Here is a 20069-nt window from a genome sequence, read left to right as displayed (position 1 = left end):
GTCAAAACCCTCTTCAGCTCTTCACCAGCACCGGACCGGTGCCCTGCGGACGCTCGTTCTCCATGAGGATGCCGAGGCGCTTGGCGACCTCGGTATAGGCCTCGAGCAGGCCGCCGAGATCCCTGCGGAAACGATCCTTGTCGAGCTTCTCGTTCGACTTGATGTCCCACAGACGGCAGCTATCCGGCGAGATCTCGTCGGCGACGATGATGCGCATCATCTCGTTCTCGAACAACCGGCCGCATTCCATCTTGAAGTCGACGAGGCGGATGCCGATGCCGAGGAAGAGGCCGGTGAGGAAGTCGTTGACGCGGATGGCGAGCGCCATGATGTCGTCGATCTCCTGCGGCGTGGCCCAGCCGAAGGCAGTGATGTGCTCTTCCGACACCATGGGGTCGTTGAGCTGGTCGTTCTTGTAATAGAATTCGATGATCGAACGGGGCAGCTGGGTGCCCTCCTCGATGCCGAGGCGCTGCGACAGCGAGCCGGCGGCAACGTTCCGCACCACCACCTCGAGCGGCACGATCTCGACCTCGCGAATCAACTGCTCGCGCATGTTGAGCCGACGGATGAAGTGGGTCGGCACCCCGATGTCGTTGAGGTGCTGAAACAGGTACTCCGAGATCCGGTTGTTGAGGACACCCTTGCCCTCGATCACCTGATGCTTCTTCGCATTGAACGCGGTGGCGTCATCCTTGAAGTGCTGGATCAGGGTACCAGGCTCCGGACCTTCATAGAGAACCTTTGCCTTGCCTTCATAAATGCGACGCCGACGGCTCATTGGGATGTACCGTGTTTTGTTGAAATCCATGTGTTTGGTGTGCTCCGGTTACCAGGTTACGACCCACAGCGGAGCTGCCGTGAACGGCCTGGAACCCCATCCGAATCCTTGGAAACAGAACGGGAACCAAGCCTTTAGGCAACCTATCCGATTGGCTGTCCCAGCACAATCGATCCGGCCCGTCCGACGCTGACTTATACCACCTTGCCTGCGGCTTTACGGCTCGTTGTTTCACCGATTCCTGCCCCCTATGTAGGCATGCGCAGGGCCCCTCGCAACGAGGGCGCCTCGTCCGGCGAGCTTAAGGAATTGGAAGACGCATGAGCGAATTCAACAAGCGCGAGGAAGGCTTTGAGAAGAAGTTTGCCCTCGACGAGGAGCAGAAATTCAGGGCGGAAGCCCGCCGTAACCGGCTGCTGGGGCTGTGGGCGGCCGAAAAGCTCGGAATATCAGGCGAAGCCGCTACCGCCTATGCCAAGGAGGTGGTCGCGGCCGATTTCGAGGAGGCCGGCGACGGCGACGTCCTGCGCAAGGTCATGGCCGATTTCGCCGCCGGGAACGTCGCCGTCACCGAGCAGGCGATTCGCGCCAAGATGAGTGAGCTGATTGCGGTCGCGGCCGCCGAGGTGAAGGCTGGAAGATAGGCCCGCTGGGAGCGGCGAATGGCGAGGTAAGCCCCGTTCGCCGCTCGCTCCATAACAGCTTGCGGCGAGCCCCGGGCAATGCCAAATGAGCGGCATGTCCCAGGATCACGCCCAAGATCACATCTCCAACGTCCTCGCCCAACGCTATGCCTCGCCCACGATGCGCGCCATCTGGAGCGGCGAAGGCAAGGTTCGCCTCGAACGCGACTACTGGATCGCCGTGCTGAAAGGCCAGCGCGATCTCGGCATTCCCGTGCCCGATGGCGTGATCGAGGCTTACGAGCGCGTCAAGGACCAGGTCGACCTGGCCTCTATCATGCGGCGCGAGCGCATCACCCGCCACGACGTGAAGGCGCGGATCGAGGAGTTCTGCGAACTGGCCGGTCATGAGCACCTGCACAAGGGCATGACCAGCCGCGACCTCACCGAGAACGTGGAACAGTTGCAGGTCTACCGCGGGCTGCAGCTCATCGAGACCAAGAGCATCGCCGCGCTCATTCGCTTTGCCGGGCATGCCAAGCAATTGCGCGACATGCCGTTCACGGCGCGCACGCACAACGTGGCCGCGCAGGTCACGACGCTCGGCAAGCGCATCGCGATGTTCGGCGAGGAGATGCTGATTGGGCATCAGAGCCTGGTCAACGTGCTCGACACCTATCCCGCGCGCGGCCTGAAGGGCGCGGTCGGCACCCGGCTCGACCAGATCACGCTATTCAACGGCGATGCCGGCAAGGCCCGCGCGCTCGAGCAGCAAATCCTCAAGCACCTCGGCCTGCCCAGGAGCTTTGATGCGGTCGGCCAGGTTTATCCGCGCAGCCTCGACTTTCGCGCGGTCAGCGTGCTCGTCGAGCTCGCCAGCGGTCCCGGCAATTTCGCCAAGACCATTCGCCTCATGGCGGGCCATGAGCTCGCCAGCGAAGGTTTTGCCAAAGGCCAGGTCGGCTCGTCCGCGATGCCGCACAAGATGAACAGCCGCTCCTGCGAGCGCATCAACGGCCTGCATGTCGTGCTGAAGGGCTATCTCGCCATGGCCGCCGGCCTCGCCGGCGATCAATGGAACGAGGGCGACGTCTCCTGCTCGGTCGTCCGCCGCGTGATGCTTCCCGACGCCTTCCTCGCCATGGACGGCCTGCTCGAGACCCTGCTCTCCGTGCTCGACCAGATGGAAGTGTTCGACGCCGTCGTCGCGACCGAGCTCAACCGCTACCTGCCCTTCCTGCTGACCACCACGGTCATGATGGAAGCGGTGAAGAAGGGGGCCGGCCGCGAAGGCGCACACGAGGCGATCAAGGAGCACGCGGTCGCCGCCATCCGCGACCTGCGCACCGGCACGATCGTGCAGAACGACCTGCTGCAGCGCCTTGCCGCCGATCAGCGCCTCGGCTTGAGCGAAGCCGAGCTGCAGCGCGTGCTCGATCACGGCCGCGCCAATTCCGGCGATGCCGGCGCCCAGGTCGACTACTTCGCCGAGCAGGTTGATGCGCTGGCGAAGGCAAAGCCTGAAGCGGCCAAGTACACGCCGGGCGCGATCTTGTAGCGAATGGTGAGTGGCGAATAGCGAGTGGAAGATTCCATTCGCTACTCGCAATTCGCCATTCGCCCTCTATTCCTCCTTGAAGCCATATTCCGGCACATTGCCGCTGGCGCCGTAGTATTTGTACGGCAGGAACTTGCCCGACATCGTGATCTTGACGCGGTCGCCCTTCGGGTTCGGCAGGCGCTCCATCACCATGTCGAAGTCGATTGCCGACATGATGCCGTCGCCGTACTCCTCCTCGATCAGCGCCTTCCACGCCGGCCCGTTCACCATGACCAGTTCGTAGAAACGATAGATCAAGGGATCGGTCGGCGGCATCGGCATGCCGCGCATAGGCGTCTCGTTGAGCATGGTGGTCTCGGACTTCGACAGGCCGAACAGTTCAGCGGCGTTCGCAGCTTGCGGCTTTGTCAATTTCATCTGGCCGAGGATCGCGCCTGTTATCAGCACCTCGGAATAGCCGCCGATCTTCTCGCAGATGTATTTCCAGCTCCAGCCCTTCTCGCGCTTGATGTCGAGCAGCTTTTCGGTGAGGTCTTCGCGTTTCATGTCAGGTCTCCTTTTTAGGCGGTTAATCCGGGACTGGTCCCGGGGGTCCGTGTCTGTTGTTGCTCATCGCTCGCCGCGATCGTCAGTCCGGGCTTGCCGATCTGCACCACCGGCACGTTGCGCGGATCGTGATCGGGCTTCTCGGTCGTAAAGGTCCTGCTGCGCGTCACCAGGAAGTCGATGATGTGGTTGCGCAGCGCATAGTAGAGCGGATGGCGGTGGAGGTCGGTGCGGCCGCGATCCTTCGGCAAGGGGTTTTCGACCACTTCCGCCAGCACCGCGCCCGGACCGTTGGTCATCAGGAAGATCTTGTCGGCGAGATAGATCGCCTCGTCGACGTCATGGGTGATCATGAACGCGGTCTGCCCGGTCTCCAGGCAAATCCGCCGCACCTCGTCCTGGAGCGTTCCGCGCGTCAGCGCGTCGAGCGCCGAGAACGGCTCGTCCATCAGCATCATCTTCGGCGTGATCGACAGCGCACGCGCGATGCCGACGCGCTGCTTCATGCCGCCTGATAGCTCCGAAGGACGCTTGTGCTCGGAGCCGGTCAGGCCGACCAGATCGATGAAGGTCTGCGCATGCGCCTTGACCCTAGCGCGATCCCAGCGCCGCCATTTCGAGCTCACGGCATAGGCGACGTTGCCGAGCACGGTGCGCCAGGGCAGTAGCGCATGGCTCTGGAAGATCACGGCGCGGTCGAGGCTGGTGCCCGAAATCGCCTGGCCGTCGACGATGACGGCGCCTTCGCTCGGCGCATCGAGGCCGGCGAGGACGTTGAGTACTGTGGTCTTGCCGCAGCCGGAATGGCCGATCACGCAAGCGAACTCGCCGCGCGGCATCGACAGCCAGAGGTTTTCGAACACGGTGGTCGTAGCCCCACCCGCGGCCGGATAGCGCTTGGCGATGCCTTCGATGGAGATGAACTTGTCGGTCACGGCCCTACTCCGGAAACGTGACCATGCGCGTGAAGCGCGCGAGGATCTGGTCGAGCAGCATGCCGATGATCCCGATCAGCAGGATCGCGATGATGACGTTGGTGATCGAGAGGTTGTTCCACTCGTTCCAGACGAAGTAGCCGATGCCGGTGCCGCCGACGAGCATTTCGGCGGCGACGATCACGAGCCAGGCGATGCCGATCGAGATCCGCATGCCGGTCAGGATCGTCGGTGCCGCCGCCGGCAGGATCACGGTGAAGGCGCGCCTGAAGGTGCCGACTTCCAACGTGCGCGCGACGTTGATCCACTCCTTGCGCACGCCCGCAACGCCGAACACGGTGTTGAGCAGCATCGGCCAGATCGAGCAGATGAAGATCACGAAGATCGCGGAGATCGAGGAATCCTTGATGGTGTAGAGCGCGAGCGGCATCCAGGCCAGCGGCGAGATCGGCTTCAACACCTGGATGAAGGGATCGAGCGCCTTGCTGAGCAGCGGCGACATGCCGATGAGGAAGCCGAGCGGAATGGCGACGAGCACGGCCAGGAGATAGCCGGTGCCGACGCGCGCGATCGAATAGCCGAGCTGGATACCGAGCCCCTTGTCGTTCGGCCCGTTGTCGTAGAACGGCCGCTTCAGATGCTCCCAGAGCTGGGCGCCAACGTCGACTGGACCGGGCATCGCGGATTTGCCCTGCGTCGCGGTCAGGCCCATCAGCTTGGCGTATTCCGGGCTCATCGCTGCGGTGGTGCCGGTCGAGCGCGTGGCGAGATGCCAGATGCCGAGGAACGCAGCGAGCAGCACGATCGAGACAACGCCGGCGCGCAGGCGAAGGGAGGATGTGGTCATCTCGCACTCCGCCGTGCCCCGGGCGCGGTGCGGCGCGAAGTGACGCGCCGCAGAACCGAGACCCATGCGGCTTCACTGGGTCCCGGCTCAGCGATGCACCACTGTGTGCTGCATCGCGTCCGGGACACGAGAGCGACGCCCCTCACGACGCCTTCCTGATCTTGAAGCTAGCGACATAATCCTCCGGCTTGGCCGGATCGAACGTCTTGCCCATCACCGCGAACGATTTGTAGCTGCCGGCGGGCGGCGTGAGGCCCATCTCGGTCATCAGCTTCTTGGTGTCGGTGGCCAGATACACCTGCTCGGCGACCGCCTTGTAGTCGACATCGCCCTTGATCTGACCCCAGCGCTTCATCTGCGTCAGCATCCACACCGCAAATGACTGCCAGGGGAACGGATCGAAATCGACGCGCTTGGCATCGGTCTTCACGCCACCGAGGCCGTCGGCATAGGTGCCGGTCAGGACCTGCTCCAGCACCGTGACCGGCGCGTTGATGTAGTTGGCGGGCGCGATGGCTTCGGCGATCTGCTTGCGGTTCTCCGCCTTCGACGCGTAGGCGGTGGCATCGACGATGGCGCGGGTCAGCGCGGCAAAGCTGTTCGGCGCCGTCGTGATGAACTCGCGGCTGGCGGCGAAGCTGCAGCAGGGATGGCCGTCCCATATCTCCTTCGACAACAGGTGCATGAAGCCGACGCCGTCATAGATCGCGCGTTGGCAGACGTTGTCGGGCGCAAGGAAGCCGTCGATATTGTCGGCACGCAAATTCGCGACCATCTCCGGCGGCGGCACCGAGCGCAGCTGCACGTCGGTATCGGGGTCGAGCCCATGCTCGGCGAGATAATAGCGCAGCAGGTAATTGTGCATGGAGTAGTCGAAGGGGATGGCGAACTTCATGCCCTTCCAGTCCTTCGGGTCGCGCTTGTCCTTGTGCTTGGTCGCCAGCACGATGCCCTGCCCGTTGATGTTCTCGATCGCGGGGACGGCGAAGGGAATGGCGTTGGCACCCAAGCCCAGCGAGATCGCGAGCGGCATCGGCGCCAGCATGTGGGCGGCGTCGTATTCCTTGTTGATGGTCTTGTCGCGGATCACCGCCCAGCCGGCGGTCTTGACCACATCGACGTTGAGGCCGTGCTTGGTATAGAAGCCAAGGGGAGCAGCCATGATGATCGGCGTAGCACAGGTGATCGGGATGAAGCCGACCTTGAGGTCCTTCTTCTCGGGCGTGCCGGCCTGCGCAAAGACCTCGGTCGCCGTCTTCAGCGGGAAGAATTGCGACAACGCGGCAAGTGCGGTCGAGGCCCCGACCGATTTCAGGAAGGCGCGCCGCGCCACATCCTGCGGAAACATCGCGCGCATCACGGCGGAGGCGACGACGCCTTCGTAACGTCTCTCCTCGCTCTCCGTCGGCTCGCAGCGCAGCGCCAGCGAGGCCTGATCATGCTCGGCGGCCGAACCGTGCTGGCCACAGGCACAGCCGGCCCGGAGGTTGCGATCGGGATCAAACGGATTGTCGAAAGTGGACATCGGACCTCCTGCGCGTCATTGCAGGATCAATTACGCAAGGCGCGTGCCACCGCTATCGTTCGGGCCACCGCCTTGATGACACAGGGATTTCGCTCGCGGTTGGTCGCTACGAAAACTCGTGATATACGAAAACTCGTAATCAAATAACGAGATTTCGTAATGGCAACGACGCCAGCGCATGGCCGCGACGAAGCGGCCCAAAACCTCGATCTGCGTGCCGCAGCCTTCGAATCGTCCGTCGAGGCAACGCTGCTGGTCGATCCCTATGGCGACCAGATCATCGATGCCAATCCGGCCGCCTGCGCCCTGCTCGGCTACGACCGCGCTCTGCTGCGGCAAACCCGGGCCAGCACGCTACATGCGGGCCAGCTTCCGGCGCTTACCGTGTTCACCCAGGCGGTGCTGCACAAGGGCGCGTACTGGACCACCGCACTGACCCCGCGTCACGCCACCGGTCAGGAGCTCCGGCTGGAATATTCCGGCTGCCTCGTCAGCCATGATGACCGTATCCTGCTGCTGTTCACCCTCAACGATCTCGAAGCGCGCCGGCGGCGCAACGTGGACGCCGCCGCCGAAGACCACATGCGCAGCGGCATTGCGAGCTGGCAGCGGGTCGAGCGCGTCTTCCAGGACATCGAGCGCGAGAACCAGCTGATCCTGCGCGCCGCCGGCGAAGGCATCTATGGCGTGAATGCCGAAGGCAAGACCACCTTCGTCAACCCGGCGGCCGAGCGGATGCTGGGCTGGACCGCCGACGAGCTGGTCGGCAAGGAGATCCACCCGATCGTGCACCATACCCACCACGATGGCCGGCACTATCACAACCATGACTGCCCGATCTACGCGGCGTTCCGCGATGGCGCCGTGCACCAGGTGGACGGCGAGGTGTTCTGGCGCAAGGACGGCTCGCCGGCCTGGGTCGAATACACCTCGACCCCGATCCGGGACCGCGGCGTGGTGGTCGGCGCTGTCGTGGTATTTCGCGACGTCAGCCAGCGGCGCGAAGCCGACGAGAAGCTGCACGCCGCGCTCACCGAGGTCGATCGCCTGCGCGAGCGGCTCGAGCTGGAAAATGCCTATCTCCAGGAAGAAATCCGCATCGAGACCAATCCCCGCGGCATCATCGGTCGAAGCGAGGTGGTCCAGCAGACGCTGCGCCAGGTCAAGCTGGTGGCGCCGACCACGGCTGCCGTGATGATCACCGGCGAATCCGGCACCGGCAAGGAGCTGATCGCGCGCGCCATCCATGAGGATTCCACCCGCAGCGACCGGCCGCTGATCCGCGTCAACTGCGCCGCGATCCCGCGCGAATTGTTCGAGAGCGAGTTTTTCGGCCACGTCCGCGGTGCCTTCACCGGCGCAACCCGCGACCGCATCGGCCGCTTCGAGCTTGCCGATGGCGGTACGCTGTTTCTCGACGAGGTCGGCGAGATCCCGCTCGAATTGCAAGGCAAGCTGCTGCGGGTGTTGCAGGAAGGCAATTTCGAGCGCGTCGGCCAGGAACGCACGCGCGCGGTCGACGTCCGCGTGATCGCCGCGACCAATCGTGACTTGAAGCAGGAGGTGCAACGCGGCCGTTTCCGCGAGGACCTCTATTTCCGCCTCAACGTATTCCCGATCGAGACCGTGCCGCTGCGCGAGCGGCGCGAGGACATTCCCCTGCTCGCCCAGCACTTCCTGACGCGCGAGAGCAAGGCGCTGAAATCCAATTTGCGCTTGTCGGAGGGCGATGCAAGGCGCCTGACCCGCTACGACTGGCCCGGCAACGTCCGCGAATTGCAGAACGTGATCGAGCGCGCCGCGATCCTGTCGCAGAACGGACGCCTGCGCATCGACCTGCCCGATCCTTCCGGCGCACCGCCCACGCCCGGTGCGGCGCGCCAGAAGACCGATGCCCGGCCGGCGGTCATGACCTCCTCGGAGATGCGCGACCACGAGCGCACCAATATCCTCGCCGCGCTCGAAGCCTGCGCCGGAAAAGTCTTCGGCTTCGGCGGCGCGGCCGAGCTGCTCGACCTCAAGCCGACCACGCTGGCCTCGCGGATCAAGGCGCTGGGAATTGCGCCTCGTCCGCGTGCGGGCTTGAACGGCTAGAGAATGGTGAGACTGGAGCCGGACGATGCGTCGAGGTTCACCTCTCCTTATGGGAGAAACGGTACTGAGTGTGGAGATGCACGTTGATGCGCCCTCGCCCCTTGTGGGAGAGGGCAGCGACGCTGGCAGACCCAGGCTCACTTGGGTGAGGGGTCTGTCTCCGCGAGTCCGACGCCAATCGGAATCGCGGAAAGAGACCCCTCATCCGGCGCTCCGCGCCACCTTCTCACACAAGGGGAGAAGGGGACCGAGCGCGCAGCAGGCACACGCTCACGCCGCCTTGGTCGTGACCTCCGCTGCAATCGGCAGGCCCTGCTCGATCGGCAGCGACGGATCGCGCGACCATTCGTTCCAGGAGCCGAAATACATCCGTACGTCCTTCACGCCGGCGTTCTTGAGCGCCAGGAACGTGTTCGAGGCGCGGGCGCCCTTGAAGCAATAGAGATAGACCGGCGTCGTCTGCGCGATGCCGACGGTGGCGCATTCCGCCAGAATCTCGTCCTTGGACTTGAAGCGCGGTCCCTCGGCGGTCGGCTTCATCATGCGGTACCATTCCAGCCAGACAGCGCCGGGAATGCGGCCCTTGCGCGGGCAGAAATCCTTGCCGTAGGGCGAGGAGCTGTCGCCGATCCACTCGTCGACGTCACGCACGTCCAGGATGGCGATGCCGGGCTTCCCGACGGCGCCAAGCATGGTCTTCGCGTCGATCAGGATCTCGCCGGCTTCCGGTACGATCGAGAACGAGGCTTTCGCCGGCGTCGGCACATCCTTCGTCACTGGGAAGCCCGCGGCCGACCACGCGTCGAAGCCGCCATGCAGCACCTTCACCTTGGGATAGCCGAGCATGGTGAGAAGATAATAGCCGCGACAGGACTGGCCGAAGCCGGAGTTCATCGACTGCTCGTAGATGACCGCCGTCTCTTTGCCGGACAAACCGGCAGCTCCGAAGGCGTCGGCGAATTTCGTCTTCAGCTCGGCCATGCCTTCAGGGGTCGAGGTCGCAAGAAACGTGAAGATCTCATGTACATTGACGGCGTTGGGAAGATGCCCGGCGGCATAGGCGTCGGGATTGCGCGTGTCGACGATGACACACGGCTCTAGCTTCAAGAGATCGGCAAGTTCGACGGCACTCATCAGAACGTCAGTCATGGTAGCCTCTCCGTTGAGGTTCAGTGGACGTGGGGGTGGACTCGTGAGACTCAGGAATCGGCGAGCATCTTGCGCAGCTGCTTGGTGGCAGGCGTGACGATCGCGACGAAATAGGCCTCGCGCAGGCGCCGCTGCGCGCGGTGGCTCTTGAGGTAGCCGCGCGCGCCACAATGCAGCATCGCGGCATGCGCAGCCGCGACACTGGCGTCGCCCGCGCGCAAGCGCAGCGCGATCACCTTGCGCCAGTAGGTCTCCTCCTCGTTGTAGGGATCGCGCGCCAGCGCCATGGTCTCCGCCTCGAGCTCGGCGGCGAGCTCGCCGAACTGCACCGGCTGTTGCGGCAGATAGCGGTTGATGTGGCCGAGCGGGCCACCGACCTCGTCCATGATCTTGATGCAGTCCCTGATGAGGCCGAGCGCCATGCCGGCCTGGAGCAAAATGAAGCCGGCGCGGATCTTCTTCACGAAAGGCGCGGCGGGATCGGCGAGGATCAGCTCGTCCGGCACGAAGACGTCGCGGAACTGCACGCCATAGGTGCCGGTGCCGTCCATCGCGAGAAACGGCTTGCACGGCGTCAGCGTGATCGCAGGATCGGAGCAGTCCGCCAAAAACATCACCTGGCCCGGCTCGCCACTTGCGATGCCCGGCTCGCCCTCGCGCTCGAAGATGGTCCCGAAATAATGATCGGGGCCGAGATTGGAGACCCAAGGCAGCGCGCCGCGCACGATATAGCCGCCATCGACCTTGCGCCCTTTCAGCTTCAATCTCTCGATGCCGAAAAAGCTCTTCATCGGATTGGACAGTCCGGTGCCGCCGAGCACGCGGCCGGTGGAGAAGCCGTCGCCAAAACGTTTTGCCAGCTTCAGATTGGTCGAGTTGCCGGCGTACCAGACCAGCGTGTTCTGGCACCAGGCCATGAACGCCGTGGCACCGCAGACCTCGCCGATCGCCGCCATCGCCTGGATCGCGCAGCGCAAGTCCGCAGGTCCCTCGGGGGGCATGTGACTGCCCCACGCGCCGACCTCGCCGAATTTGCGCATCACGTCGGCCGGATAGACCGAACCGTCGTCGATACCCATGGCGAGCGGGGCGAGCTGCTCCCGCGCAATCCGCGCCACCTCTCCCGCAATGGACGGTGCGGGCTGATCTGAAGCTTCGACCCGCGATAGTGCCAGTGAACCCATGATCGTCTCCCGCACCTGATGTCCTGTTGCCGTCAGCTAAAGACCGACCTCGAGATTGACCGGGCGGGTGAAGGTGTTGGCGACCGGGGACCATTGCTTCACATGGGCCACCAGGGCGTTGATCTCCTCCTGCGCGATGCCCTCGCACTCCATGTCGACCTTGACGCGGACATCAGTGAAGCCGACTGGCTTGTCGGAGACATCGCCGGTGCCCCACACTGCGGTGATATTGAGGTCGCCCTCGAGCTCGAGCTCGAGCTTGTTGACGATCCAGCCACGATGCACGGCATTGGCGTGCAGGCCGACAGCGAGGCAGGAGCCGAGCGCGGCGAGCGAGGCTTCCGACGGATTGGGCGCGGTGTCGTCACCCAAAAGGCCCGGCGGCTCGTCGACGATATAGGGCGGCAGATTGCGGATATAGTTGGCGTGGCGGAATTTTCCTTCCGCGACCGTCTTGCACTTCAAGGTCTTGACGACCTTTGGATTGGCCTTGCCGCTCGCAATCAATTGCTCGAGGCCATTCTTGTCGATGGGCGCGAGGCACCCCGTCAGCACTGTCTTCTGAACGACGGCAGTCATCATCTTCTCCCTGGCAGAAGTGGAAATCGGCAGGATACCGAACGGTCTGTTTCCTTGCACGGAGCGTGCCACAGCTGGGCCAAACCGAAACGCGAAGCATTGGAGCCGCTTAGCCGACGCTGCCCGTGGATTGATCAGCCGCCCTTTGCTTAAAGGCGATGCAGATGAGCTTTCCCGTGCGAATCTTTTCAGCGCGGAACAGATGCGCCTTGCTGACGCGGCGTCGCTGCAGGTAAGTTTGGACTCATGGCCAAGTCCTTACTCAACAAGACGTCCTCGAAGAAGACCTCGCCTCACGCCGGCGCGGGCGAAGACGAATCAGCGCGCGGGCGGCTGCTCAGCGCCGCGACGCATCTGTTCTGCAAGAACGGAATCAACGCCACCGGCATCGATGCGATCATCGAGGAAGCCGGCACGGCGAAGACCACGCTCTACAAGCTGTTCGGCTCGAAAACCAATCTCGTCAACGCGGTGCTGGAGAGCGAAGGCAAGCAGTGGCGCGAATGGTTCATCGGCGCCATGGAAGAAGGCGGCGGCGACGCGCGGGCGAAACTGACGCGCATCTTCCCGGCGCTGAAGAGCTGGTTCGCGGAAGAGCGCTTCTACGGCTGCCCCTTCATCAACGCCGTCGGCGAGCACGACAAGGACGCCAAGCAATTCCGCAACATCGCGATGAAGCACAAGAAGATCGTGCTCGGCCATATCGAGAAGCTCGCCGGCGAGCTCGGCTCGAGCGAGCCAACCGTGCTGGCGCATCAGCTCGGGCTCTTGATCGATGGCGCCATTGTCGCAGCGATGATCTCGCGCGATTCCGGCGTCGCCGACACGGCAGCGCTGACTGCCGGCCCCCTGCTCGGCCAGTCGAAACCGAAGAAGAAGCGCGCGGCGGATCAGTTAGAGGCGGTGTGATCTTCGTAGGGTGGGCAAAGGCGCAAAGCGCCGTGCCCACCATTTCTGCCTCGGTTGATCGGTCGAGGATTGGTGGGCACGCTTCGCTTTGCCCACCCTACAAGGCTATAAACTTACTATTTGAACGGGCTGGTTTCGCTCGTCAGGCCAGCAACCGGCGAACTCCAAAACCTCTTCCACCGTCTCATTCGCGTGAGAGGTGGTCGTAACAAAGCGCGTGTCATCCGACCCGTCGCCTACCACGAGTTCATCGATGATGTTCTCTATCCGCGCCGCGCCTTCTCCAGCGACTGCGATAAGAGCGACGTTGTCGCAAAGGCACTGCTCGACGAAGGCATCCAATAGGTCTTCGTTCGATATTGGCAGTTGGAGAATGACCCTTGACGCATAGCTCATCTAATTCTCGGCGGCGTGGTGAAATCGCTCTCCCCTGATTTGGCGCCAGTATTCTTCGGCAACGTCGGGGTCGATTTCGATTGGCGCGGAGCTTTCAGGATCGAGGCGATCCTTGCCGTCTTTTCGCGGACCTGAAATCCAAAACCTCTCTCCGGTTTCAACGTCAAAGTAGTTTGCCTTGAAGCCGCTACCTTTCAGGCTTTGGAAAGTGCGTCCTCCATAGCTGATAGACTTGCCCGTCTTCGAGAATGTGACGCGGCCGATCCGTGCCAGTCCATTCAGCGAACTAGATTTATCCTCGATGTACATGATGCGTGTTTTCGGCATCCTTGGACCTAGCGTGCGGAGGCATACGAGAGACAAATCAGCTGCCCAACGGACAATCAATAATAATTGTCGAGCGCGAATACAACTCGAAGAGCTTTGTCAGTTAAGCAACCGTAACCGCATTCATGTCAGTTGTTGATCTCTCGCAGGCCCTGCAATGCAAGTCGTCCCTCTCCCCTTCCGAGGCAAAGCTATCGCATATGACAGCGGGAGGCTGCCGCACGAGCTCGGCCTGCATGGTTCGAGACGCCCGCTTTGGCGGGCTCCTCACCATGAGGGTCAGATATCGCGCCGCAAAACGCGACCTCATCCTGAGGGCCCGCCGCAGGCGGGCGTCTCGAAGGATGGCCGCAGGCGAGTTTCCAGCCACGTTTTTCTTCATATGCGATAGCCCTGCCTCCCGAGGGGGGTAGAGCGGACAAAGCCTAGGCTACCACCTACGAGGCGCTCGATCCTTCAGCGATCATGCTCTCGAGCCGCACCAGCTCCGCCTCGAGATCCCGCTCCACATCAGCGGCCCGGATCTCCAGCACGCGATAATCGCGCGCCTCCAGCCACGCCCGCCGCGAGGCGCGATCCGCCGCGATGGTCTCGCCTTCGCCCGGGTTGACCAGCTCGATCGCGATCCGGTGCGGGAACGAGACGAAGTCCGGGATGTGGCGGCCGACCGGGGTCTGGCGCTTGAACCCTCCGGCGAAGCGGCGATCGCGGGTCAGGGCCTGCCAGAGCAGGCGCTCGGCATCGGTCGGGTTGCGGCGGAGCAGGCGCGCGAGGCCGCGCACCGTCGAGCCGCTGTCGGGAACGCCGCCGCCTTGCCCGTGCTCGGCCAGCAGCGCGCGCAGGCGCGTGGCCTGCTCGCCGTCGAGCACGCCGCCCTTGGCTGGACCCTTGCGACCTTCGGCGATCGCCATCACCACCCCATGGAGGGTGTGCATGTCCTGCTTGGTCGGCTCCATGCGGGTGAAGATGTTGCGCAAATTGACCAGCATGGTGTCGCGCTTCTCGGCGGGTCGCAAAAACTCGACCCGGTCGAGCTCGCGGATGAGGTTGTCGAAGAAGGCCTGCATCTGGTGCTGCGAGGCGCGCTCGGAGCGCTCCGGCATGGCGTGCGGCAGCTCGCCGGATGTCGCCCGCTTGAACCATTCGTAGCCGACCAGCAGCACGGCCTGGGCGAGGTTGAGCGAGGCGAAGCCCGGATTGACCGGGAAGGTGATGATGCGGTTGGCGAGCCCGACCTCCTCGTTGGTCAGGCCCCAGCGCTCCCGGCCGAACAGGATGCCGGCCTTGCCCCCGGTGGCGACGTGCCCCGAGATCTCGCTAGCTGCGGCTTCCGGCCCCACCACCGGCTTGGCCTGGTCATGGGGACGCGCGCTCGTGGCGAACAGCAGGTCGAGATCGGCGACGGCCTCGCCGACGGTCTCGAACAATTCGACCTTTTCCAGAATGTAGTCGGCGCCGGCGGCGGCCCGCTGGGCCGCGATGTTGGGCCAGCCGTCGCGGGGGTTGACGATACGTAAAGCGCTCAGCGCGAAATTGCCCATGGCGCGCGCGGCCATGCCGATGTTTTCGCCAAGCTGCGGCTCGACCAGGATCACGATGGGACCGTCGAGGGCGAGGCCCGCCTTGGTCTTGTCAGTGCCCGACATCTCGTTTCGCTTTCACATTGTCTCTCCAAGGCCTTGGAGAGACGTTCTTCAGGAATAGATTCAAGGCCGGCCGCCGACCGGCACGGCCTCGTCCGCCTGTCGTTTGCCTGTCCTGACAGAATTCTCAAGGGGAAATAACGGGTTGGATTCGACTTTTGAATCTCGCCCGAAACTTCAGCTCGCCCGCGGCCGGCGGCGGGCGGCTCGCCCCCCATCCGTGGAAACTGGATGAGCTAAAACTGCATAATCACTTGGCTTTCGCCCGCCGCGGTCCGGTGCTAAGAGGCGGCGGATATTCACGTCGGCGCCAGCGGCGCCGTTCCCAAGAGGGCTTCCCCGATCATGGCAAAAATCAAGGTATCCAATCCCGTCGTCGAGCTCGATGGCGACGAGATGACCCGGATCATCTGGCAGTACATCAAGGACAAGCTGATCACCCCGTTCCTGGATGTCGAGCTGCAGTATTTCGACCTGGGCATGGAATACCGCGACCACACCAACGATCAGGTGACCATCGACGCTGCCGAGGCGATCAAGAAGGTCGGCGTCGGCGTCAAGTGCGCCACCATCACCCCGGACGAGGCCCGGGTGAAGGAGTTCAACCTCAAGCAGATGTGGAAGTCGCCGAACGGCACCATCCGCAACATCCTCGGCGGCGTGATCTTCCGCGAGCCGATCATCTGCAAGAACGTGCCGCGCCTGGTTCCCGGCTGGACCAAGCCGATCATCATCGGCCGCCACGCCTATGGCGACCAGTACCGCGCCACCGACATCAAGTTCCCGGGCAAGGGCACCCTGTCGATGAAGTTCGTCGGCGAGGACGGCACCGTGATCGAGAAGGAGGTGTTCAAGGCGCCCGGCGCCGGCGTCGCCATGGAGATGTACAATCTCGACGATTCCATCATCGACTTCGCCCGCGCCTCGCTGAACTACGGCCTGCTGCGCAACTACCCGGTCTACCTCTCGACCAAGAACACGATTCTCAAGGTCTATGACGGCCGCTTCAAGGACATCTTCCAGGACATCTACGACCGCGAGTTCAAAAAGGAATTCGAGGCCAAGGGCCTGACCTACGAGCACCGCCTGATCGACGACATGGTCGCCTCGGCGCTGAAATGGTCAGGCGGCTATGTCTGGGCCTGCAAGAACTACGACGGCGACGTGCAGTCCGACACGGTCGCGCAGGGCTACGGCTCGCTCGGCCTGATGACCTCGGTGCTGCTCACCCCCGATGGCAAGACGGTCGAAGCCGAAGCCGCCCACGGCACGGTGACCCGCCACTACCGCGAGCACCAGAAGGGCAAGGAGACCTCGACCAACTCGATCGCGTCGATCTTCGCCTGGACCCGCGGCCTGTCGCACCGCGCCAAGCTCGACAACAATGCCGAGCTCGCCAAGTTCGCGAACACCTTGGAGAAGGTCTGCGTCGACACCGTCGAGGAAGGCTACATGACCAAGGACCTCGCGCTCCTGGTCGGTGCCGACCAGCGCTGGCTCTCGACCACCGGCTTCCTCGACAAGGTCGCGGAGAACCTCGGGAAGGCGCTGGCGGCGTAAGCTGCCAACCACACCGTCATTGCGAGCGCAGCGAAGCAATCCAGAATCCTTCCATGGAGGCAGACTGGATTGCTTCGTCGCACCAGCGCAAAATTGCTTCGCAATTTCGTCGCAAGGGCTCCTCGCAATGACGAGACTTTTGCCTGCGGAAACATCATGCCGACACTCAAGAGCGTTGTGCTTGCGATCCTCGCGCTGACCAGCGCGTCCGCGTTCGCCGCCGATGCCCTCCCCGACGCCATCGCCGCGCCCGGCGAGAGCGTCGTGCTCAGCGTCCATGCCGAGGGCGCGCAGGTCTATGAGTGCAAGGCCGGCACCGACGGCAAGCTCGCTTGGGCTTTCCGCGAGCCGATCGCGACGCTCTTCGCCGACGGCAAGACCATCGGCCGTCACTATGCCGGCCCGAACTGGGAGCTTGCCGACAGCAGCGCCGTCGGAGGCAAGGCCACCGGCAATGCGCCGGGTGCCACGGCTGCCGATATCCCCTGGCTGAAGCTGGACGTCACCGCCCGCCGCGGCAGCGGCGTGCTGACGCCGGTCACCACGGTCCAGCGCATCAACACCCACGGCGGCAAGCTCGACGGCGCATGCGACAAGGCCGGCGAGTTCAGGAGCGCGCCCTATTCGGCCGAGTACGTCTTCCTGAAGAAGGGCTGAGGAGCGAGGCGCGGCGCTTTACGCGCCCGCCATCTTAAGCGTCCGCCATCGCTTTTTCGATCGCCGACAACGCCGCGGCCGCATTGGCCCCGTCGGGGCCGCCGGCCTGCGCCATGTCGGGCCGGCCGCCGCCGCCCTTGCCGCCCAGCGCCTCGGATGCAACGCGCACCAGGTTCACGGCGTTGAAGCGCGCGGTCAGGTCGGCGGTGACACCGACCACGACGCCCGCCTTGCCGTCCTCGGTGACGCCGACGATGGCGACCACGCCGGAGCCGATCTGCTTCTTGCCGTCGTCCGCAAGGCTCTTGAGATCCTTCATCTCGATGCCCTCGACCGCTCGCGCCATCAGCTTGACGTTGCCGACCTCGCGCACGCCGCTGGCTGCGCCATTGCCGCCGGCGGAGGCGCCGCCGCCCATCGCAAGCTTCTTGCGGGCGTCGGAGAGCTCGCGCTCGAGCTTCTTGCGCTCCTCCATCAGCGCGGTGATCCGCGCCGGGACGTCGTCGATCGAGGTGCGCAGCTCGTTGGCCGCAGCCTTCGCCAGCGCCATGGTCTCGTTGGCGTGTTTTCGCGCGTAGTTGCCGGTTAAAGCCTCGATGCGGCGCACGCCCGAGGCCACCGCGCTCTCGCCGGTCAGCGTGATCAGTCCGATATCGCCGGTGCGCCGCACATGCGTGCCGCCGCAGAGTTCGACCGACCAGCCGAGCGCATTGGTGCCGCGCTCGCGCGCGGTCCGGCCCATCGAGACGACGCGAACCTCGTCGCCATATTTCTCGCCGAACAGCGCGCGCGCCCCGGCCTCGCGCGCTTCATCGACGCCCATGACGCGGGTGGTGACCTCGTCGTTCTCCAGCACCACGTCGTTGGCGATGTCCTCGACGCGGGCGAGTTCCTCCGGCGTGATCGGCTTCGGATGCACGAAGTCGAAACGCAAACGATCCGGCGCGACCATCGAGCCGCGCTGGGCGATGTGATCACCGAGCACCTGGCGCAGCGCCTCGTGAATGAGATGCGTCGCCGAGTGATGCGCGCGGATCGACGAGCGACGGCCGTGATCGACCTCGAGCTGCAGCGCAGTGCCGACCTTCAGCTCGCCGCTCTCCAAGATGCCGACGTGAACGAAGAAATCGCCGAGCTTCTTCTGCGTGTCGGTGACGCGGAACTTGATGCCGCCCTCGCCGGTCAGCACGCCGGTGTCGCCGACCTGGCCGCCGGACTCCGCATAGAACGGCGTCTGGTTGAGCAGCAGCGCGCCGGTGTCGCCGGCCTTGAGGCTCGCGACCTCTCGGCCGTCCTTCACCAGCGCGGACACCACGCCTTCGGCGCTCTCGGTCTCGTAGCCCAGAAATTCGGTGGCCCCGAGTTTTTCGCGCAGCGGGAACCAGATCGCTTCGGAAGCCGCCTCGCCGGACCCCTTCCAGGACTCGCGCGCCTTGGCCTTCTGGCGCTCCATCGCGTCGGTGAAGGCGGACTGGTCGACGCCGATGCCGCGCGACTTCAGCGCGTCCTGCGTCAGGTCCAGCGGGAAGCCGTAGGTGTCGTACAGCGTGAAGGCGACGTCGCCGTCGAACATGTCGCCCTGCTTCAAGGACGCGCTCTTCTCGTCGAGGATGGCGAGGCCGCGCACCAGCGTCTTGCGGAAGCGGGTCTCTTCCAGCCGCAGCGTTTCCTCGATCAGATTCTCCGCGCGCATCAGGTCGGGATAGGCCTGGCCCATCTCGCGAACCAGCGCCCAGACCAGGCGATGCATCAGCGGCTCTTTCGCGCCCAAAAGCTGCGCATGGCGCATCGCCCGGCGCATGATCCGGCGCAGCACATAGCCGCGGCCCTCGTTGGAGGGCAGCACGCCATCCGCGACGAGGAAGGCGGACGAGCGCAGATGGTCGGCGATGACGCGGAACGAGGCCACCGTCTGCTCGTTCGGCCCGTGGCCCAGCGCGGACGACGTCGCATCGATCAGGTGACGGAACAGGTCGGTCTCGAACACGCTGTCGACGCCCTGCATGATGCTGGCCATGCGCTCCAGGCCCATGCCGGTGTCGATCGAGGGACGCGGCAGATCCACGCGCTCCTCCTTCGTCACCTGCTCGTATTCCATGAAGACGAGATTCCAGAATTCGAGGAAGCGATCGCCGTCCTCCTCCGGAGAGCCCGGAGGGCCGCCCCAGATGTGGTCGCCGCGATCGATGAAGATCTCCGAGCACGGGCCGCACGGGCCGGTGTCGCCCATTGCCCAGAAATTGTCCGAGGTCGGGATGCGGATGATACGGTCGTCGGAGAAGCCGGCGATCTTCTTCCAGAGCCCGTGCGCCTCGTCGTCGGTGTGGTAGACGGTGACGAGCAGCTTGTCCTTGTTCAGCCCAAACTCCTTCGTGATGAGCTTCCAGGCCAGCTCGATCGCGCGCTCCTTGAAGTAGTCGCCGAACGAGAAGTTGCCGAGCATCTCGAAGAAGGTGAGATGGCGCGCGGTGTAGCCGACATTGTCGAGGTCGTTGTGCTTGCCGCCGGCGCGCACGCATTTCTGCGAAGTGGTGGCGCGCTGATACGGCCGCTTCTCGACACCTGTAAAAACGTTCTTGAACTGCACCATGCCGGCATTGGTGAACATCAACGTCGGGTCGTTGCGCGGCACCAATGGCGAGGACGACACGATCTCGTGGCCGTTCTCGGCAAAGAAGTTCAGAAAGGTCGACCTGATCTCGTTGACGCCGCTCATGTTCATCCAATCGGGTGTGCTTGGACCCGCTTCCTTG

18 protein-coding genes are annotated in these 20069 nt (G+C 64.0%); 6 read left to right on the top strand and 12 right to left on the bottom strand.

Annotated elements, in window-relative coordinates; translation table 11 throughout:
* Window positions 1-13: 13 nt before the first annotated feature.
* Complete coding sequence (purC, locus tag ABID58_RS15545; protein WP_172782948.1) at window positions 14-781, bottom strand: phosphoribosylaminoimidazolesuccinocarboxamide synthase; 768 nt, start codon at window positions 779-781, stop codon at window positions 14-16.
* Window positions 782-1101: 320 nt separating this feature from the next.
* Between purC and ABID58_RS15540 the strand changes: the two genes are divergently transcribed.
* Together ABID58_RS15540 and purB are read left to right on the top strand one after the other, a co-directional pair.
* The gene (locus ABID58_RS15540; RefSeq protein WP_354033266.1) at window positions 1102-1425 is read left to right on the top strand and encodes a DUF1476 domain-containing protein; all 324 of its coding nucleotides are present in this window, start codon (window positions 1102-1104) and stop codon (window positions 1423-1425) included.
* 85 nt (window positions 1426-1510) lie between these two features.
* Entirely contained in the window at window positions 1511-2962 is a 1452-nt protein-coding gene (gene purB / locus ABID58_RS15535; protein ID WP_502916410.1) for an adenylosuccinate lyase, read from the top strand.
* 66 nt (window positions 2963-3028) lie between these two features.
* On the opposite strand, the gene cynS is transcribed toward purB, so the two are convergent.
* The 4 genes from cynS to ABID58_RS15515 all read right to left on the bottom strand — a co-directional run bounded on the left by cynS (window position 3029) and on the right by ABID58_RS15515 (window position 6818).
* The gene (gene cynS / locus ABID58_RS15530; RefSeq protein ID WP_148751459.1) at window positions 3029-3511 is read right to left on the bottom strand and encodes a cyanase; all 483 of its coding nucleotides are present in this window, start codon (window positions 3509-3511) and stop codon (window positions 3029-3031) included.
* 14 nt (window positions 3512-3525) lie between these two features.
* Window positions 3526-4446 carry an ABC transporter ATP-binding protein gene (locus tag ABID58_RS15525; RefSeq protein WP_354033265.1) on the bottom strand — a complete coding sequence of 307 codons (921 nt, stop codon included), beginning with the start codon at window positions 4444-4446 and terminating at the stop codon, window positions 3526-3528.
* Window positions 4447-4450: 4 nt separating this feature from the next.
* A complete protein-coding gene (gene ntrB / locus ABID58_RS15520) occupies window positions 4451-5293 on the bottom strand; it encodes a nitrate ABC transporter permease (RefSeq protein ID WP_148751457.1) in 843 nt (280 codons plus the stop codon).
* A 142-nt stretch (window positions 5294-5435) separates the two neighbouring features.
* A complete protein-coding gene (locus ABID58_RS15515; protein WP_354033264.1) occupies window positions 5436-6818 on the bottom strand; it encodes a CmpA/NrtA family ABC transporter substrate-binding protein in 1383 nt (460 codons plus the stop codon).
* A gap of 159 nt (window positions 6819-6977) precedes the next feature.
* Here ABID58_RS15515 and ABID58_RS15510 point away from each other — a divergent pair, with 159 nt between their 5' ends.
* Window positions 6978-8912 carry a sigma 54-interacting transcriptional regulator gene (locus ABID58_RS15510; RefSeq protein WP_354033263.1) on the top strand — a complete coding sequence of 645 codons (1935 nt, stop codon included), beginning with the start codon at window positions 6978-6980 and terminating at the stop codon, window positions 8910-8912.
* Window positions 8913-9182: 270 nt separating this feature from the next.
* Here the strand turns inward: ABID58_RS15510 and ABID58_RS15505 are convergent, their stop codons facing one another.
* Genes ABID58_RS15505 through ABID58_RS15495 form a run of 3 tightly spaced genes read right to left on the bottom strand, consistent with a single transcriptional unit; the run spans window position 9183 to window position 11824 of the window.
* Window positions 9183-10061, bottom strand: coding sequence for a sulfurtransferase (locus tag ABID58_RS15505; RefSeq protein ID WP_148751454.1), 879 nt, complete (start codon window positions 10059-10061; stop codon window positions 9183-9185).
* Window positions 10062-10111: 50 nt separating this feature from the next.
* Window positions 10112-11245 (bottom strand): acyl-CoA dehydrogenase family protein, encoded by a 1134-nt coding sequence (locus ABID58_RS15500; RefSeq protein WP_187434863.1) that lies wholly within the window; start codon window positions 11243-11245, stop codon window positions 10112-10114.
* A gap of 36 nt (window positions 11246-11281) precedes the next feature.
* On the bottom strand, window positions 11282-11824 hold the full coding sequence (locus ABID58_RS15495) for an OsmC family protein (protein ID WP_148751452.1): 543 nt from the start codon (window positions 11822-11824) through the stop codon (window positions 11282-11284).
* Window positions 11825-12070: 246 nt separating this feature from the next.
* Here ABID58_RS15495 and ABID58_RS15490 point away from each other — a divergent pair, with 246 nt between their 5' ends.
* Entirely contained in the window at window positions 12071-12733 is a 663-nt protein-coding gene (locus ABID58_RS15490; RefSeq protein WP_354033262.1) for a TetR/AcrR family transcriptional regulator, read from the top strand.
* Window positions 12734-12838: 105 nt separating this feature from the next.
* Here the strand turns inward: ABID58_RS15490 and ABID58_RS15485 are convergent, their stop codons facing one another.
* The 3 genes from ABID58_RS15485 to ABID58_RS15475 form a co-directional block, all read right to left on the bottom strand.
* Window positions 12839-13129 carry a DUF7684 family protein gene (locus tag ABID58_RS15485; RefSeq protein ID WP_148751450.1) on the bottom strand — a complete coding sequence of 97 codons (291 nt, stop codon included), beginning with the start codon at window positions 13127-13129 and terminating at the stop codon, window positions 12839-12841.
* On the bottom strand, window positions 13130-13438 hold the full coding sequence (locus ABID58_RS15480; protein WP_246229882.1) for a 1-deoxy-D-xylulose-5-phosphate synthase: 309 nt from the start codon (window positions 13436-13438) through the stop codon (window positions 13130-13132). It abuts the gene before it with no gap.
* A gap of 455 nt (window positions 13439-13893) precedes the next feature.
* The gene (locus ABID58_RS15475; protein WP_148751448.1) at window positions 13894-15102 is read right to left on the bottom strand and encodes a TrmJ/YjtD family RNA methyltransferase; all 1209 of its coding nucleotides are present in this window, start codon (window positions 15100-15102) and stop codon (window positions 13894-13896) included.
* 342 nt (window positions 15103-15444) lie between these two features.
* Here ABID58_RS15475 and ABID58_RS15470 point away from each other — a divergent pair, with 342 nt between their 5' ends.
* Window positions 15445-16659 carry an NADP-dependent isocitrate dehydrogenase gene (locus ABID58_RS15470; RefSeq protein ID WP_148751447.1) on the top strand — a complete coding sequence of 405 codons (1215 nt, stop codon included), beginning with the start codon at window positions 15445-15447 and terminating at the stop codon, window positions 16657-16659.
* Between the two features lie 156 nt (window positions 16660-16815).
* Entirely contained in the window at window positions 16816-17316 is a 501-nt protein-coding gene (locus ABID58_RS15465) for a DUF3455 domain-containing protein (RefSeq protein ID WP_148751446.1), read from the top strand.
* A 34-nt stretch (window positions 17317-17350) separates the two neighbouring features.
* On the opposite strand, the gene alaS is transcribed toward ABID58_RS15465, so the two are convergent.
* A complete protein-coding gene (alaS, locus tag ABID58_RS15460) occupies window positions 17351-20032 on the bottom strand; it encodes an alanine--tRNA ligase (protein WP_354033261.1) in 2682 nt (893 codons plus the stop codon).
* Between the last annotated feature and the right edge of the window lie 37 nt (window positions 20033-20069).

This window comes from Bradyrhizobium sp. S3.2.6 (assembly GCF_040546885.1).
Classification (GTDB): Bacteria; Pseudomonadota; Alphaproteobacteria; order Rhizobiales; family Xanthobacteraceae; genus Bradyrhizobium; species Bradyrhizobium cytisi.
The sequence above is the reverse complement of the archived record's forward strand: the minus strand, read 5'-3'. Positions and strand labels throughout refer to the sequence as shown.

Bases quoted from the DNA above. Each gene is read 5' to 3' on its own strand.
- purC (WP_172782948.1), bottom strand. From the start codon at position 781: ATGAGCCGTCGGCGTCGCATTTATGAAGGCAAGGCAAAGGTTCTCTAT.
- ABID58_RS15540 (WP_354033266.1), top strand. From the start codon at position 1,102: ATGAGCGAATTCAACAAGCGCGAGGAAGGCTTTGAGAAGAAGTTTGCC.
- purB (WP_502916410.1), top strand. From the start codon at position 1,511: ATGAGCGGCATGTCCCAGGATCACGCCCAAGATCACATCTCCAACGTC.
- cynS (WP_148751459.1), bottom strand. From the start codon at position 3,511: ATGAAACGCGAAGACCTCACCGAAAAGCTGCTCGACATCAAGCGCGAG.
- ntrB (WP_148751457.1), bottom strand. From the start codon at position 5,293: ATGACCACATCCTCCCTTCGCCTGCGCGCCGGCGTTGTCTCGATCGTG.
- ABID58_RS15515 (WP_354033264.1), bottom strand. From the start codon at position 6,818: ATGTCCACTTTCGACAATCCGTTTGATCCCGATCGCAACCTCCGGGCC.
- ABID58_RS15510 (WP_354033263.1), top strand. From the start codon at position 6,978: ATGGCAACGACGCCAGCGCATGGCCGCGACGAAGCGGCCCAAAACCTC.
- ABID58_RS15505 (WP_148751454.1), bottom strand. From the start codon at position 10,061: ATGACTGACGTTCTGATGAGTGCCGTCGAACTTGCCGATCTCTTGAAG.
- ABID58_RS15500 (WP_187434863.1), bottom strand. From the start codon at position 11,245: ATGGGTTCACTGGCACTATCGCGGGTCGAAGCTTCAGATCAGCCCGCA.
- ABID58_RS15495 (WP_148751452.1), bottom strand. From the start codon at position 11,824: ATGACTGCCGTCGTTCAGAAGACAGTGCTGACGGGGTGCCTCGCGCCC.
- ABID58_RS15490 (WP_354033262.1), top strand. From the start codon at position 12,071: ATGGCCAAGTCCTTACTCAACAAGACGTCCTCGAAGAAGACCTCGCCT.
- ABID58_RS15485 (WP_148751450.1), bottom strand. From the start codon at position 13,129: ATGAGCTATGCGTCAAGGGTCATTCTCCAACTGCCAATATCGAACGAA.
- ABID58_RS15480 (WP_246229882.1), bottom strand. From the start codon at position 13,438: ATGTACATCGAGGATAAATCTAGTTCGCTGAATGGACTGGCACGGATC.
- ABID58_RS15475 (WP_148751448.1), bottom strand. From the start codon at position 15,102: ATGTCGGGCACTGACAAGACCAAGGCGGGCCTCGCCCTCGACGGTCCC.
- ABID58_RS15470 (WP_148751447.1), top strand. From the start codon at position 15,445: ATGGCAAAAATCAAGGTATCCAATCCCGTCGTCGAGCTCGATGGCGAC.
- ABID58_RS15465 (WP_148751446.1), top strand. From the start codon at position 16,816: ATGCCGACACTCAAGAGCGTTGTGCTTGCGATCCTCGCGCTGACCAGC.
- alaS (WP_354033261.1), bottom strand. From the start codon at position 20,032: ATGAGCGGCGTCAACGAGATCAGGTCGACCTTTCTGAACTTCTTTGCC.